The organism is Pseudomonas sp. P97.38, from assembly GCF_001269745.1.
Taxonomy (GTDB): domain Bacteria; phylum Pseudomonadota; class Gammaproteobacteria; order Pseudomonadales; family Pseudomonadaceae; genus Aquipseudomonas; species Aquipseudomonas chlororaphis_E.
The window spans coordinates 197434-213609 of the sequence record NZ_LHVJ01000009.1 but is presented as its reverse complement, the minus strand read 5'-3'; the positions used below and the strand labels follow the sequence as shown (position 1 = coordinate 213609).

Genomic DNA, 16176 nt, shown 5'->3' with positions numbered 1-16176 from the left:
GGTGCCTTCGCGGGCAAGCCCGCTCCCACAGGGTTCCGTGGTGTACCTGAAACCTGTGGACATCCACCCATCAGTGTGGGAGCGGGCTTGCTCGCGAAAGCGGTGGCTCAGCTTGCAAATATGTTGAATGTACCGCCCCCTTCGCGGGCAAGCCCGCTCCCACAGGGTTCTAAGGTGTATCTGAAACAGGGTTTTATGGACATCTGAAACGTGTGGACACCCACCCAAACAAGAATGCCCGGCAAAAAGCCGGGCACTCGATCAAACGGAGCTTGGATCAGTCGGTGTAACCCAATCGCGCCGCCGCACGCCGCTGGGCCTGGCCGCGGGTCGCCAGGCAGTAATACAGCGGGCACGTCACCAGTAACCCCACCAGCCACGACAGGTCGGCACCGTCCACCAGGTTGGCGTAGGGTCCGACATACAACGACGTATTGGCAAACGGCAACTGCACGATGATCCCGATGAAGTAAGCCACGATCGCATGCAGGTTGAAGCGCCCGTAAATCCCGCCGTCGGCCCGGAAAATCGAGGCGATGTCGTAGTGGCCGCGCTTGATCACATAGAAATCGATCAGGTTGATCGACGCCCATGGCACCAGGACCAGCAGCAAGGCCAGGATCAAGCCGATGAACTGCGAAATGAAGTCCGCCGAAGCCCCCAGCGCCACCACGCAGCAACCTGCCAGCACGACGCCGGACAACACCACTCGCACTTTGACGCTCGGCGTCCACTGGCTGGCGAAGGTCTGGATCGAGGTGATGATCGACAACACCGCGCCATACAGATTCAAGGCGTTGTGGCTGATGATGTTGAGCAGGAACAGCACCATCAGAATCGGCCCCAGCCAACCGGTGGACTGCTTGACCGCCGCCATCGCCTCAGTGCCCTCAGGGGTTGCCAGCACGGCCACCGCGCCGAAGGTAAACGACAGGATGGTGCCCAGCGTCGCCCCCAGGTAGGTGGCCAGGAACGGCCGGGCGATGCCGATATCCGCCGGCAGGTAGCGCGAGTAGTCCGAGACATAGGGCGAGAAGCTGATCTGCCAGATGATCCCCAGCGACACCGTGGCCAGCCAGCCGGATAGGTTGAAGCCGCCGCGGCTGAAAAAGTCCGCTGGCAGGTCGTGGACGAAGATGTAGAAAAAACCGGCGAACAACGCACCGCCCATCACCCAGGTACCGATGCGGTTCAGGGTATGGATGAAGCGATAGCCAATCACACCGATGGCCGTGGCACCGAGGGCACCCATCAGGATGCTGGCCGGGACCGGCACCGACGGCGCGATGCCAACGATGGATTTGCCCGCCAGGACGATGTTGGAAATGAAGAACCCGACGTAGATCAGCGCCGCGAAGAACACGATCAACAGCGCGCCATAGCGACCGAACTGGCCGCGACTCTGGACCATCTGTGGGATCCCCATGCGCGGTCCCTGGGCTGACGCGAGGGCAATCACCGAGCCGCCGAGCAGGTGTCCCAGCGCAATCGCCAGCAACCCCCAGAACAGATCGAGATGGAACACCTGGATCACCATGGCGCCGGTGACGATGGGCAGCGGCGCAATGTTGGTGCTGAACCACAGGGTGAACAAGTCGCGGGCCTTTCCGTGGCGCTCTGCGAGAGGAACGTAGTCGACCGTATGGTTCTCGATCAACGGGTCTTGCCGGGACATCTGGGACATAGGCATGAACTCGAGTTTGTCTGTTCTTATCGTTGTATGAAGCCAAACCGGAGGCACTCTGGGTGCCCCTCAGATGAACACCATATTATGGTATTCCAACACTTTCACAAGACTGATCCGCTCTTTCGGCGCCCAACTGATCCGCCATCCCGCCTGGCCGCCCTAAGTGAAACCCCTGTAATCATTGGCTTAGAACGCTACGAACAACGTTCATCGATTCACCGAAAAAGACCTTGCAATGAATGTATTACGGTATACCATCAGACCTACAAACCTATAAAAAACCGTTTCACACGAGGACCGCGCAATGATCGACGCCGCCATCTATAAACAAGTCCTGGGTTCGTTTCCCTCCGGTGTGACGGTGATCACCACGCTGGACGAGGATGGCCAGGTCGTCGGCCTGACCGCCAGCGCCTTCAGCTCACTGTCCATGGACCCGGCCCTGGTGCTGTTCTGCCCGAACTACAGCTCCGACTCCTACCCGGTCCTGATCAAGAACAAACGCTTCGCCATCCATGTACTGTCCGGCGGTCAACAAAGCGAGGCCTATGCTTTTGCCCGCAAGGGCAAGGACAAGGCCCAAGGTATCGAGTGGACATTGAGCGCCCTGGGCAACCCAATCCTGGCGAACGCCACGGCGGTGATCGAGTGCGAACTGTGGCGCGAATACGAAGGGGGTGACCACGCGATCATGGTGGGTGCCGTGAAAAACCTGATCGTGCCTGAGCAGCGCACCAGCCCCCTGGTTTACTGCAACGGCAAAATGGGTGCCCTGCCCGTTCCGGCTTAACGGCTGGTAGAAATATTTTGTAGATATTCCGTATTATGGTATACCAATAATCAGTCAGCCAGGCCGCCGTCGACCCCTACCCCGCGCGGCCTTGCGAGAACACCCGGGAGCCCCGCGCTCGTCCCAGGCAACAGGCCCGCAAACGACAGGCCGCCAACAAAAAGATCCGAGGTAAGCGTCATGAAATTCTCGCTGTTCATACACATGGAACGTTGGGACGAAAGCGTCAGCCACCGCCAGTTGTTCGAAGACCTGACCGAACTGACCCTGCTGGCCGAAGCCGGCGGTTTCAGTACCGTGTGGATCGGCGAACACCACGCCATGGAATACACCATCTCGCCCAGCCCGATGCCGCTGCTGGCTTACCTCGCCGGCAAGACCACCACCATTCACCTGGGCGCCGGCACCATCATCGCACCGTTCTGGCACCCATTGCGGGTAGCCGGTGAATGCGCATTGCTGGACGTGATCAGCAATGGCCGGATGGAAGTCGGCCTGGCGCGGGGCGCCTACCAGGTCGAGTTCGACCGCATGGCCGGCGGCATGCCGGCTTCGGCCGGTGGCCAGGCCCTGCGGGAAATGGTTCCGGTGGTCCGCGCCCTGTGGCAAGGCGACTATGCCCATGACGGCGAGATCTGGAAATTCCCGACCTCCACCAGCGTGCCCAAGCCGATCCGCAAGCCGCACCCACCGATGTGGATCGCCGCCCGCGACCCGGACTCTCACAACTTCGCGGTCGCCAATGGCTGCAACGTCATGGTCACGCCGCTGATGAAGGGCGACGAAGAAGTCCTGGACCTGAAGAACAAGTTCCAGGCGGCCCTGGACAACAACCCCGACGTTCCGCGCCCGCAACTGATGGTGCTGCGTCACACCCACGTGCACGCGGCGGACAACCCCGAGGGCTGGAAAGTCGGCGCCCAGGCGATCGCCAAGTTCTACCGCACCTTCGACGCCTGGTTCGGCAACAAGCAAACCCCGGTCAACGGCTTCCTGGCGCCCAGCCCCGAGGAAAAGTTCGCCGGTCGCCCGGAGTTCGAACTGGAGAGCCTGCACAAGACCGCCATGATCGGCACGCCGGAAGAAATCATTCCGCGCATCAAGTACTACCAGGAACTGGGGGTCGATGAGTTCAGCTTCTGGTGCGACAACAGCTTGCCTCACGCCGAGAAGAAAAAATCCCTGGAGCTGTTCATCAAGCACGTAGTGCCAGCGTTTCGCTGAGTCGCGAGTCGCCAGCGTTGGCGAGCAAGCTCCCACACAGAATTTGGGGTGGACTCAGCCTTTGCATACACCAGCAAGACCTGTGGGAGCGGGCTTGCCCGCGAAGACGGCGGCACATTCAGCATCTTCATGACAGACACGCCGCATTCGCGGGCAAGCCCGCTCCCACACGGGATTTAGGTGTACTCAGCCTTTGCATACACCAGCAAGACCTGTGGGAGCGAGACCGCTGGCGAAGCGGCGAACAGATGATGCCAAATGTGACAATCTTCCCCACTCCACTGCCGTCGCCGGTCGCGCCGCTGTTCAGCGCCGGAAAACCCCAATAACGTCTACCCCAACGGATCAACTCTGATTAAGGATGATGCGCGTGGGGGTTTACCGTCTGCTGCTGGCCTTGCTCGTGGCCATTTCGCACATGGGCGTGACGTTCATGGGGTTCAACCCTGGCGTCGTTGCCGTCGTGTCCTTCCTGATCATCAGCGGCTTCGTGATGACTTCGCTGATCGAGCGCAATTACGCCACAGCCGAGCACATCGGTCTGTTCTACCTGGATCGACTGCTGAGGTTGTACCCCCAGTTCCTGCTGTACTTCGTCGTGTCCTGCCTGGTGATTCATTTCCTTCTGCCCGGAACGCCCCAGGCAGAGGCCCTGACCCTGGAAAACATCGCCACCAGCCTGCCGATCCTGCCGCTGGGTTTCTACATGTTCGGCATCACCGTGCCCGAGATCCTGCCGCCAGCCTGGTCTCTCGGGCTGGAAATGTGCTTCTACCTGCTGATCCCCTTTCTGATCCTCTACAAGAGCCGGGGGATTGCCTTCGCGGTATCGGTCACGGTCTTCCTGGTAGCGGCGCTGGGCTACATCAACACCGACCTCTATGGCTATCGCCTGCTGCCTGGGGTGCTGTTCATTTTCCTGTGCGGCAGCTATTTGTACCGCGCTCGGGCAAAGGGGCTGTGGATCGCGGCCATCACCACGATCATCGCCATCTTGCTGTTTGCGGCCATTGTCCTGGGCGTCATTGCCCGGCGCCCGTTCAACGCCGAAGTCACCCTCGGCATTGCCGTGGGCCTGCCCGCCGTGTTCCTGCTGAGCCGCTTGAGGTACCACCGGTTGGATGAACTGTTGGGAAACATCAGCTATGGGGTGTTTCTCAATCACTTTGTGGTGATGTATGTACTGCGCGCGTTCTGGCCGGTGGCATACAGCGAGCTGATTGTCACGGCGGTGCTGGTGCTATCGTTCGCCTTGAGCGGCGTGTCGTATTACTGGGTCGAGCGGCCGGCACTGAAGCTGCGCCATGCCCTGCGGACCGGCGTGCGGCGTGAAGCCGTGCCAGCGCCGACTGGCAGCTCGGTGACGTAGCCACTTCAAGGGGTATCACCGTGGCGAGGGAGCCGGTGCCCTGGCCACGGAGGGGCTTTAACCGAAGATCAGAACGTCACGCTGGCGCTCAAGCGTGCGGTGCGCGGCTCACCGACATTCACTTGCAACTGGCTACCCGTGGAAGACGGGTAGTACTGCTTGTCGAACAGGTTGTCGACGTTCAGTTGCAGCGAGGTCTTGTAACCCAGCACCGGCGCTTCCCAACGCACGAAGGCATCGGCCACGGTGTAGCTGCTCAGCCAGAAGTCGTTGGCATTGTTGGCCGCACGCTCACCCACGTAACGAGCACCGCCACCGGCGTGCCAGGCACCGAACTCGGCGGGAACGTTCAGGTGATGGGTCAGGTACAGGCTGGCGGTGTGTTTCGGTGCGTCGGCCAGGCGATGGCCTTCGTCGTCCGGGTCGTCGAGGATTTCCGTGTGGGTATAGGCGTAGGTGCCGATCAGGTCCCAGCGCTCGGACAGGCGACCGGTGATGTCCAGCTCCAGGCCTTGGGAACCGACTTTGCCGGCGGCTTCCGCCAGGGTCACCCCATTGACCGTGGAAGACGTCACGACGTTCTTCTTGACGATGTCGAACAACGCCAGATTGATGTTCAAGCCAGGCAATGGATCGTACTTGGCCCCCACTTCGTAGCTGCGGCCCTCCTCCGGATCGAAGGTGTTGCCGGCATCGTCCACGGTGTCATTCGGCTTGAACGAGCGGCTGTAGTTACCGTACAGCGACAACGCGTCGGTGGCTTTGTAGACCAGGCCCAGGAACGGTACGAAGGCATCGCCGTTGTCGTCGCGGTTCACTTTGTAGGTATTGCCGCGCCCTTGGTCACCGTACTGGTCGTAGTGCTGGTAGCGTCCCCCCAGGACCAGAATCCAGCGGTCGTCGAGGTGCCAGTTGTCCTTCAAGTACACGGAACTGGAAGTCAGCTCGTTGCTCAGATCGCTCTGGGCGGCGCTGACCAGGCTAGGCTCCGGCAAGTTGCCATAGACCGGAGCGGTGATGTCGAAAGCGGCGCGGGCCGCATTGCGATAGGTCTTGCCGCGAAACTGGTTGGAGACCTGGTTATCGACACCGATCAGCAAGTCATGCGCCTGACCGAACAGTTCCTGGTTGCCGATGAAATCCCAGCTCGCGTAACGGGTTTCATCGTCGTAGTGGGCGCCGTTTGCTGCCCGGCGCAACGTATTGCCCGTCAGTGAGTTGGGCTGCGCAATCGAAAGACTGTATCGATCATTGTTCCAACCGTAGGTCACGCGCGTCTTCCACGCGTCGCTCAGCTCGTACTCGAAACGGGCCGTCGCCGTTTCGCGAATCCCCACGCTCTTGGCCCAGCGCTCGTCGAGGCGCTTGTCGTAGTCGATGTCGACCGGGTGCCCGTTGCGAAACATCGTCCCACGGTCAAACGGATTGGAATATTCGTTGTACTCATAGCTCAGGTTCAACGAAGCCCGCTCACCGGTCCAGGCCAGGGACGGCGCGACCAGCGTGCTTTCATTCACACCGTAGTTGCGCCAGTAATCTTCATGACCACGCTCGGCAATCAGCCGATACGCCAACCCGGTATCGCCCACGGGCCCGGTGGTATCCAGGCCCATGGTGCCGCCGCCTTCGCTGTAGGCAGAGCCGCTCAGGGTGGTGCTCTGGGTGTACTCTGGCTGCTTGCTGATGACATTGATCAGCCCACCGGGCTCCAACGCACCGTACAGCATCGAGGCCGGGCCCTTGAGCACTTCGACCCGTTCGGTGGTGGCGCTGAAGTTGTGCCCCAGGTTCGAACGCACACCGTCGCGCAGGATCGAGCCGTCGTCGTTGGTGCCGAAACCGCGCTTGACCAGCGAGTCCCGCGAGCCGCCCAGGGTATTGCCCTGGCTGACGCCGCTGACAAACTTCATCGCATCGCCCAGCGAACGCACCTGGTAATCGTCCAGCGTCTGCTGGGTCACCACGTTGATCGACTGCGCTTCTTCCTTGATCGGTACGTCGCTCTTGCTGGCCGTGCTGGCTTGCGACGCCGTGTAGCCTTCGTCCTGGAGGATACGACTGCCCTGGATGGCCGTGGCCGGCAGTTCGAGCGCGTCCTGCGCCCACAGTGGGGTGGCGATGAAGCAGCAGGATACGGCGGGTAGTACACAATGGATGAAGACGTTGCGTTTCGCGGAAGGGGTGGAACGATTCAAAGCGCTGCACTCACGGGAGGGAGGTTAATGAGAGCGACTATACTTTGAGAACCATTCCCAGTAAATACAAATAGGAGTCAGTTTGCGTGGGAAAGCCCGGGCTTGAAACCCTGGAACACGGGTGAGTGAACGCCTTCGCGAGCAGGCTCGTTCCCACAGTGGTTTGTCGGACGGGCCCGCGGTGATATCAAAACGCCCTAATCCGCTAAAGCTTTGGCCCTTGCGGTCGAATGTATTCCATTGAGAGATTTTTTTGCCCAGGAGCAGCGGCATGCAGACGTTAAAGGCCTTGTACGAGTCTATCGAGATGCAGTTTTTCGATACGCTCACCAAAAAATTGTCGAGCCTTTTCCTGCTGGTGATGGTCAGTGCGCTGCTGTACTGGGTGGCCTTGAGCGCCCGTGCCGACATCCTGCTGCAATTGCACAATGCTCAACTGGACCCCGCGTTGCTGGGGCAGATCGAAGGCCGGCTCGACAGCCTCAGCCATGCCCTGCTCTTCGGCGCCGTCCTGACCCTGGGCATGATCAGTTTCATGGTCTGGTACTTTCGCCACCTGATCGTGCGCCCCGTCACCGCCATGACCAAGGCCCTGGAGGAAATCGCCAACGGTGAAGGCGACCTCTCCAAGGACCTGCCCCTGGTGACCCACGACGAAATCCGCGTGCTGGCCGGCACCTGCAACCGTTTCCTGGCCAAACAGCGGGAAATCATCAGTAACGTCCAGGCGCTGACCGTGCACATCGCCGTGGAATCGGCGCGCTCGCTGAAGAACATCAGCGACTCCAGCGACAGCGCCACCCACCAGGCCCGGTTCGCCAAGGAAGTGATGGACCAGAGCAACACCGCCGTGGGCCGCATCGAAGAGGTTTCGCGTCAGACCCAGGGCATTTCCAGCACCACCGCGCAGAACCTGAGCATGGCCCGTGACTCCTACGCCGAACTGTTGGAAGTGACCGGCAACATCAGCGAGATCTCGGCCAGCCTCGGTGAGTTCGCCACGTTGGTGAGCGCGTTGAACCAACGCTCTTCGAGCATCAAGTCCATCGTCGGGTTGATCCAGCAGATCTCGGCCCAGACTAACCTGCTGGCCCTCAACGCCGCCATCGAAGCCGCCCGGGCCGGCGAAAGTGGCCGGGGCTTTGCGGTGGTGGCCGATGAGGTGCGCACCTTGGCACAGAATGTCAGCCGGGCCACCGACGACATCTCGCGCAACATCGACGCGATGCTGGAGGAAGTCAGCTCCACCCACGAACAGACCACCCAGATCAGCCACAGCGCCCGGGAAACCCAGAAGGTGGTGGAACGGGCCTCCGGCCACTTCGAAAGCATGATCGGCGACTTCGAATCCACCAATGGCAAGCTGGCTGACATTGCCGAGCATATCCAGCAGTTCGCCGACAGCAACACCGGCATCAACGACCGGGTGACCCAGATCCATGCCGACAGCCAGTCGATCGACCAGCGCATGCAGCAGTCGGCGACGGCCACCCGCGACCTGTCCGGCGTTGCCGAAAAGGTCCAGGCGCTGCTGGGCCGGTTCGTGCTGGGCCACGGCAAGCTGGACGCCGCCATCACCCGCGCCAGCGAATGCCGCGATACGCTCCAGGTACGCCTGGAGGCGCTGCATCGCGAGGGCCTGAACCTGTTCGACCAGAATTACCAACTGGTCCCCGGCACCGATCCCAAGCAATACATGACCTGCTACACCGAGCGCTTCGCCCAGGTCTGCCAGGAAGAATGCGACAAGCTCACCCGCAGCACGCCGGGGGGCAAGGTATCGTTCATCGTCGACACCAAGGGGTATTGCCCGGTGAACAATAGCTGGGTCTCCAAGCCCCCCACCGGTGACCGCGCGGTGGACCTGCCGGTGTGCCGCAACAAGCGCATCTTCAACGACCCGATCGGCCTGCGCGCGGCCGGCAACGTCCAGCGCTTCCTGCTCCAGACCTACTTGCGCGATACCGGGGAAATCATGACCGAGATCGACGTCCCCTTCTTCTTCGGCGGCCGCCATTGGGGCAACCTGCGGGTGGGGTTCGATGCAGCGGTGTTGTTGGCGGAGTGAGGGTGATCGCCCTGGGGCAGGAGTGAGGCCGCAACGTCTTCATCGCTGAACGGCCGCCTTCGCGGGCAAGCCCGCTCCCACACAAGGGATCTGTGGCGCACCCACCTCTTGAGTCCACCAAAAAACACTGTGGGAGCGGGCTTGCCCGCGAAGGCGTTGGGTCAGCCAACCTTTTCATCGACTGATCCACTGCATTCGCGGGCAAGCCCGCTCCCACACAAGGGATCTGTGGCGAAACCACCTCTTGAGCCCCACCAAATAACTCTGTGGGAGCGGGCTTGCCCGCGAAAGCGGTGGGTCAGCCAACCTCTTCATCGACTGACCCACTGCATTCGCGAGCAAGCCCGCTCCCACAGAGGGATACCTCAGGGCTGCCGGGTCAGCAGCACTTGGGCCCGGCCTTGCCGCCGTAACGGGCTTCCTGGCGTTCGCGGAAGAACGTCTCGTAGTCCATCAGCGGCTTGTCCGGGTGCTGGGTCTGCATGTGCTCGACGTAGTTGTCGTAGTCGGGCATGCCGACCATCAGGCGGGCAGCCTGACCGAGGTATTTACCCAGGCGACTCAAGTCATTGAACATCGTTGCAATCCTCGTTTCAGGCGTCCGGCAGCGCTTGGAAAGGCGCTTCCTTGTCCGTGCGTTCCTTCGTGCCCCAGGCGGCGATGCCGACCTTGAGCGCGTAGAACAGGATGCTGAAGACCACGAACAGGAACAGTGCCGTCAACGTCGCGTTGGTGTAGGCGTTGAACACCACGTGCTGCATCTGCTCGATGCTCTTGGCCGGGGCCAGGACTTGCCCGGCGGCCAGCGCCTCGTTGTATTTGCGCGCCAGGGCCAGGAAGCCGATCGCCGGGTTGGCGTCGAACAGCTTGATCAGGCCCGCGGTGGTGGTGCAGATCAGCAGCCAGGTCGCCGGCAGCAGCGTGACCCAGACGTAGCGCTGGCGCTTCATCTTGATCAGCACCACGGTGGCGAGCATCAGCGCGATACCGGCCAGCATCTGGTTGGAGATGCCGAACAGCGGCCACAAGGTGTTGATGCCGCCCAGCGGATCGATCACGCCCTGGTACAGCAGGTAACCCCACAGCGCCACGCAACCGGCGGTGGCGATCAGGTTGGCGGTCCAGGATTCGGTGCGCTTGAGGGCCGGCACGAACGAGCCCAGCAGGTCCTGCAGCATGAAGCGCCCGGCACGGGTGCCGGCGTCCACCGCGGTGAGGATGAACAGCGCTTCGAACAGGATCGCGAAGTGGTACCAGAACGCCATGGTGTTCTCGCCCGGCAGCACCGAGTGCAGGATCTGCGCGATGCCCACCGCCAGGGTCGGCGCGCCGCCGGCACGGGCCAGGATGGTGGTCTCGCCGATGTCCTTGGCCACGGCCTGCAGGGCGTCCGGAGTGATGGCAAAGCCCCAGCTGCTGACGGTCTGCGCCACGGCCACCACGTCGCCGCCGACGATGGCCGCCGGGCTGTTCATGGCAAAGTACACGCCCGGCTCGATCACCGACGCGGCGACCATCGCCATGATCGCCACGAAGGACTCCATGAGCATGCCGCCGTAGCCGATGTAGCGGGCGTTGGTTTCGTTATCCAGCAGCTTGGGCGTGGTGCCCGAGGAAATCAGCGCGTGGAAACCCGAGACCGCGCCACAGGCGATGGTGATGAACAGGAACGGGAACAGACCGCCCTTCCACACCGGGCCCAGGCCGTTGGTGAACTGGGTCAGCGCCGGCATTTTCAGCTCGGGCATGGTGACCAGGATGCCGATCGCCAGGGCGACGATGGTGCCGATCTTGAGGAAGGTCGACAGGTAGTCCCGCGGTGCCAGGATCAGCCACACCGGCAGCACGGCGGCGACAAAGCCGTAGCCGATCAGCATCCAGGTGATCTGGATCCCGGTGAAGGTGAAGGCCTTGGCCCAGACCGGGTCGGCGGCGATCTGCCCGCCCAGCCAGATCGACCCCAGCAGCAACAGCACGCCGATCAGCGAGATTTCGCCGATGCGGCCCGGGCGGATGTAGCGCATGTACAGGCCCATGAACATCGCGATCGGGATGGTCGCCATCACCGTGAAGATCCCCCACGGGCTCTCGGCCAGGGCCTTGACCACGATCAGCGCCAGCACCGCGAGGATGATGATCATGATCAGGAAGCAGCCGAACAGCGCGATGGTGCCGGGAATGCGGCCCATTTCCTCGCGGACCATGTCCCCCAGGGAGCGCCCGTTGCGGCGGGTGGACAGGAACAGGACCATGAAGTCCTGCACGGCCCCGGCCAGCACCACGCCGGCGATCAGCCAGAGCGTGCCGGGCAGGTAGCCCATCTGCGCGGCCAGCACCGGCCCCACCAGCGGCCCCGCGCCGGCAATGGCGGCGAAGTGGTGACCGAAGAGGATGTGCTTGTTGGTCGGGACGAAGTCCAGGCCATCGTTGTTGAGCACGGCAGGCGTGGCCCGGCGCGCATCGAGTTGCATCACGTTGTTGGCGATGAAGAGGCTGTAGTAGCGGTAGGCGACCAGGTAGATGGCCACGGCTGCGACGACGATCCAGAGGGCGTTGATGGCTTCGCCGCGGCGCAAGGCCACGACGCCCAGCGCGCACGCGCCGACGACGGCCAGCAGAAGCCAGGGGATATGGCGCAGCAGGCTATTATTGTTTGTCATTTTTATATTCCAGCCAGGGGTGGACAAGAAGACAGCTACCGGAGTTTAGCGCTAACCCGGGCAAAGGCCATACCCGACATTCGTCTGCCGCCGGCCGAACGGTGATGAAGACGCGCAGGTTGGGTCTATAGTCAGTGAATCTTCAAAGAGGATGGGTCATGAGCGAACGCCGCCGCTTCGTACGAATCGAGTTTCACGCCAGGACGGAACTGAGCCAGGGCCCCTTTATCTGGCCAGTGGAGTTGCTGGACCTGTCCCTCAAGGGCCTGCTGATCAAAAAACCCGAGCCCTGGCTGGGTAACCCGGAAGAACCTTTCGTGGCCGATGTCCACCTGAGCAATGAGGTGGAGGTGCGCATGGAAGTTCGATTGGCCCACGACGACCATGGCCACCTGGGCTTTGTCTGCGAACACATCGACCTGGATTCGATCGCCCACCTGCGGCGCCTGGTGGAACTGAACCTGGCCGACCATGACGAACTGGAGCGGGAGTTGGCGGCATTGATCCAGGTCTGAGCCCCACGCCACAGATTCATTTGCTCAAATGGGCACTGCAAAAGCCTGGGCTTATTCGAACAACGAATCCAACGCCTGCTCCAGGCGTGTCACGGCAATGATCTGCAACCCCGCCGGGGCTTCCTTCGGGGCGTTGCCCTTGGGCACGATGGCGCGCTTGAAGCCGTGCTTGGCCGCTTCCTTGAGTCGCTCCTGCCCACTGGGCACCGGCCGGACCTCACCCGACAACCCCACTTCACCGAATACCAGCAAGTCGTGGGACAGCGGTCGATTGCGCAGGCTCGACATGACCGCCGCCATCAAGGCCAGGTCGGAGGCGGTTTCCAACACCTTCACCCCGCCCACTACGTTGAGGAAGACATCCTGGTCATGGGTCGGGATCCCCCCGTGCCGGTGCAGCACGGCCAGCAGCATGGCCAGTCGATTCTGATCCAGGCCCAGGGTCACGCGGCGCGGATTGGCCAGGTGGCTGTCGTCCACCAGCGCCTGCACTTCGACCAACATCGGGCGCGTCCCCTCCCAGGTCGCCATGACCACGCTGCCCGGCACTTCTTCCTGGGCACGGGTCAGGAAGATGGCCGACGGGTTGGAGACCTCCTTCAGGCCCCGGTCGGTCATGCCGAACACTCCCAGCTCATTGACCGCGCCAAAACGGTTCTTCACCGCCCGCAGCAAACGCAGGCGGCCATCGGACTCGCCTTCGAAATACAGCACGGTATCGACCATGTGCTCCAGCACTCGCGGTCCCGCCAGCGCGCCTTCCTTGGTGACGTGGCCCACCAGGAAAATCGCCGTGCCGCTCTGTTTCGCATAGCGCACCAGCAGCGCCGCGCTTTCGCGCACCTGGGACACGCCGCCCGGCGCCGATTGCAGTTGTTCGGTGAAGATCGTCTGGATCGAGTCGATCACCATCACCTTGGGTTTTTCCAGGCGCGCCGTGGCGATGATGGTTTCGATGCAGGTCTCGGTCATGACCCGCAACTGATCCTGGGGCAAGCCCAGGCGTCGGGCACGCATGGCGACCTGCTGCTGGGATTCTTCGCCGGTGACGTACAGCGCCGGCATGCGCGTGGCGATGTTGCACAGGGTCTGCAGCAGGATGGTGGACTTGCCGATGCCCGGGTCGCCCCCGATCAGCACCACCGAGCCGTCCACCAGGCCGCCTCCCAGCACCCGATCCAGTTCCCCGGAGGCCGTGGAAAAACGCGGGATCTCTTCGACACTGACTTCAGCCAGGGTCTTGATCTGGGCCTGCTGACCGGCCCACCCCGTACGCCCGGCAGGCGCCGCCGCCCCGCCGCTCTCCACCATGGTTTCAGTCAGGGTGTTCCAGGCCCCGCACTCACCGCACTGGCCGGCCCATTTGGGAAAGGTCGAACCGCACTCGGTGCAGCCGTACATGCGCTTTGCCTTGGCCATCTGAACTCCGGGGTAAAAATCGCGATGATAGCTCAGGCGAGCATCAGCGCGGGGCCGGCATTCTGATTTCACCGCGGGCCAGGTCCGTCGCGCTATTGCCCAGCGGATCCCGGGCTTGCAGGTCGGCGCCCTTGGCCTTCAAGGCCTCCAGCAGTTCATCACGCTTGAACAGGCCGGCGTACATCGCTGCGGTCTGCCCCGCGCCATTGCGCTGGTCGGGGCTGCAATCGGTGGACAGCAAGCGCCGGGCGATCTGCACTTCGCCCTTGAAGATGGCGCCCATCAGCGCGGTGTTGCCGCGCTTGTCCTGGGCGCAGGCATCGGCCCCGGCGGCCAGCAGCCGCTCCACCGCCGGCCCTTGGCCGTGGTAGGCCGCGAGGATCAGCGCGGTATAGCCCTTTTCGTCCTGGGTATCGAGCGCGTAGCCGGCGTCGATGAAGGCATCGAGCATGGGCACGTCGCCCCGGCGGGCAGCGTCGAAGTAATAGGTTTTCAACTCGGCCTGCACGGCCGCCGGGTCGGTGGGCAGGGGCTCATCGGCCAGTGCGGCGAGTGAGCAGGTGGCGAGCAGTGAACACAGGAAATAGCGCATCGTCATGTCTCCTTTTGACACAAGAGCGTGGGAACAAAGCCCGCTCGCGAGCCCGTGGCTGCATCGCGGGCTTGCTCCCACTCGTCATGTGCCTGATCAGTCAGCCAGCTTTTCCGCCAGCGCCTTGACCCGGGCCAGGTCACCCTTGGCGACACGGGCCACGCCGGTGCCGTACTCAGGGTCTGCCTTGTAGAGGAACGACAGGATGATGTGCTTGCTCTCGTCGTCAGTGGTGGCCAGGGACCCACCGAAATTCTCGATCAGGTCGTTGCGTTCCTTCTGGTTGAACGAGCGGTACAGGTCACCGGCCTGCTTGAAGTTCTGCTCGCGCTGGATCTTCGCCTGCTGGGTGCTGCCCGTCAGCACCGTCTGGCTGTAGCGCGCCGCAGGTTGTTCGTCCCGAGGCGTCAGGCGGCTCGGCTGGTAGTTCACGCCGGTGCTGGTGCTGCCAGGGTTCATGGCACCGTCCTGGTTGCCGTTGTTCACCGCCACCTTGGGTGCGTTGATCGGCAATTGCAGGGCGTTGGCGCCTATGCGGTACATCTGTGTATCGGCGTAGGAGAACACCCGCCCCTGGAGCAGGCGGTCTTCCGAAGGCTCGATGCCCGGGACGAGGTTGGCCGGCGCCATCGCCACTTGTTCGGTTTCCTGGAAGACGTTCGCCGGGTTGCGGTTCAAGACCATCTGCCCGACTTTGCGCTCAGGCACACCGGGCCAGATCTTGGTGGCGTCCAGTGGGTCGAAATCAAACTTGGCGAGGTCTTCAGGCTTGAGCACCTGGACATACAAGTCCCACTTTGGAAAGTCGCCTTTATTGATGTGGGTGACCAGGTCGTTAGTCATATGACTGTAATCCTGGCCTTGAACTTTCACGACTTCTTTCGGATCGAGGTTTTTCAGCCCCTGCAAACTTTTCCAATGGAACTTGACGTAATGAACTTCGCCTTTGGCATTGATCAGTTTGTAGGCGTGCACACCATTACCGTCCATTTCACGATAACTGGCCGGCGTCCCGGAGTTGGAATACAACTCGGTCAGCGTGCGGGTGGATTCTGGAACATGGGAGAAGAAATCGAAGCGACGTGAATCATCGTCCAGGTTGGTCCGCGGGTCGGGCTTGAACGCGTGGACCATGTCGGGAAACTTGATGGCATCGCGAATGAAAAAGGTCGGGAAGTTGTTGCCCACCAAGTCCCAGTTACCGTCCGCCGTATAGAACTTGGTGGCGAAACCGCGAGGATCGCGCAAGGTTTCCGGGGAATGATTGCCATGGACCACCGCCGAAAAGCGCACGAACACCGGCGTGACCTGGCCACCGGCAAAGACCTTGGCCTTGGTCAGGTCGCTGAGGTCATCGGAGACCGTGAAGGTGCCATGGGCACCGGTGCCCCGGGCATGCACCACGCGTTCCGGGATGCGCTCGCGGTCGAAGCGCTGGAGCTTCTGGATCAACTGCACGTCTTGCAACAGGGTCGGCCCGTTGGGACCAGCGGTTTGCGAGTTCTGGTTGTCACCGACCGCCGCGCCATTATCACGGGTCAGGGTGGCGGCATTGACGGACAAGGACAGCAGGCTGGCGGTCAGCACAAAAAACGCGCGACGGTGGGAAAAAGCCCCGCGGCCAAGTGAGGTATTCATAGGCGTGTTCCTCTGATGT

Annotated in this window: 12 protein-coding genes; 5 read left to right on the top strand and 7 right to left on the bottom strand. The window is 62.1% G+C overall.

Annotated elements, in window-relative coordinates:
* Window positions 1–277: 277 nt before the first annotated feature.
* Complete coding sequence (locus AD664_RS02970; protein WP_053144279.1) at window positions 278–1684, bottom strand: cytosine permease; 1407 nt, start codon at window positions 1682–1684, stop codon at window positions 278–280.
* A 307-nt stretch (window positions 1685–1991) separates the two neighbouring features.
* Between AD664_RS02970 and AD664_RS02965 the strand changes: the two genes are divergently transcribed.
* From AD664_RS02965 to AD664_RS02955, 3 genes are all read left to right on the top strand, one after another.
* The gene (locus tag AD664_RS02965) at window positions 1992–2477 is read left to right on the top strand and encodes a flavin reductase family protein (RefSeq protein WP_042728204.1); all 486 of its coding nucleotides are present in this window, start codon (window positions 1992–1994) and stop codon (window positions 2475–2477) included.
* A gap of 180 nt (window positions 2478–2657) precedes the next feature.
* A complete protein-coding gene (locus tag AD664_RS02960) occupies window positions 2658–3701 on the top strand; it encodes an LLM class flavin-dependent oxidoreductase (RefSeq protein WP_053144277.1) in 1044 nt (347 codons plus the stop codon).
* A 370-nt stretch (window positions 3702–4071) separates the two neighbouring features.
* On the top strand, window positions 4072–5070 hold the full coding sequence (locus AD664_RS02955; RefSeq protein WP_053144713.1) for an acyltransferase: 999 nt from the start codon (window positions 4072–4074) through the stop codon (window positions 5068–5070).
* Window positions 5071–5138: 68 nt separating this feature from the next.
* Here the strand turns inward: AD664_RS02955 and AD664_RS02950 are convergent, their stop codons facing one another.
* Window positions 5139–7265: a TonB-dependent siderophore receptor gene (locus AD664_RS02950; protein WP_053144274.1), complete on the bottom strand. Its 2127-nt coding sequence runs from the start codon at window positions 7263–7265 to the stop codon at window positions 5139–5141.
* 271 nt (window positions 7266–7536) lie between these two features.
* Between AD664_RS02950 and AD664_RS02945 the strand changes: the two genes are divergently transcribed.
* On the top strand, window positions 7537–9333 hold the full coding sequence (locus AD664_RS02945) for a methyl-accepting chemotaxis protein (protein ID WP_053144272.1): 1797 nt from the start codon (window positions 7537–7539) through the stop codon (window positions 9331–9333).
* A 379-nt stretch (window positions 9334–9712) separates the two neighbouring features.
* Here the strand turns inward: AD664_RS02945 and AD664_RS02940 are convergent, their stop codons facing one another.
* The gene (locus AD664_RS02940; RefSeq protein WP_042730733.1) at window positions 9713–9910 is read right to left on the bottom strand and encodes a YbdD/YjiX family protein; all 198 of its coding nucleotides are present in this window, start codon (window positions 9908–9910) and stop codon (window positions 9713–9715) included.
* A 16-nt stretch (window positions 9911–9926) separates the two neighbouring features.
* A complete protein-coding gene (locus tag AD664_RS02935) occupies window positions 9927–11993 on the bottom strand; it encodes a carbon starvation CstA family protein (RefSeq protein ID WP_053144271.1) in 2067 nt (688 codons plus the stop codon).
* A 158-nt stretch (window positions 11994–12151) separates the two neighbouring features.
* Between AD664_RS02935 and AD664_RS02930 the strand changes: the two genes are divergently transcribed.
* Window positions 12152–12508, top strand: a complete 357-nt coding sequence (locus tag AD664_RS02930) for a PilZ domain-containing protein (RefSeq protein ID WP_047736299.1) — start codon at window positions 12152–12154, stop codon at window positions 12506–12508.
* Window positions 12509–12559: 51 nt separating this feature from the next.
* Here the strand turns inward: AD664_RS02930 and radA are convergent, their stop codons facing one another.
* From radA to katB, 3 genes are all read right to left on the bottom strand, one after another.
* On the bottom strand, window positions 12560–13927 hold the full coding sequence (radA, locus tag AD664_RS02925; protein WP_053144269.1) for a DNA repair protein RadA: 1368 nt from the start codon (window positions 13925–13927) through the stop codon (window positions 12560–12562).
* A 43-nt stretch (window positions 13928–13970) separates the two neighbouring features.
* The gene (locus tag AD664_RS02920; protein WP_053144267.1) at window positions 13971–14519 is read right to left on the bottom strand and encodes an ankyrin repeat domain-containing protein; all 549 of its coding nucleotides are present in this window, start codon (window positions 14517–14519) and stop codon (window positions 13971–13973) included.
* Between the two features lie 96 nt (window positions 14520–14615).
* Window positions 14616–16157: a catalase KatB gene (gene katB / locus AD664_RS02915; RefSeq protein WP_053144265.1), complete on the bottom strand. Its 1542-nt coding sequence runs from the start codon at window positions 16155–16157 to the stop codon at window positions 14616–14618.
* Window positions 16158–16176 lie beyond the last annotated feature (19 nt).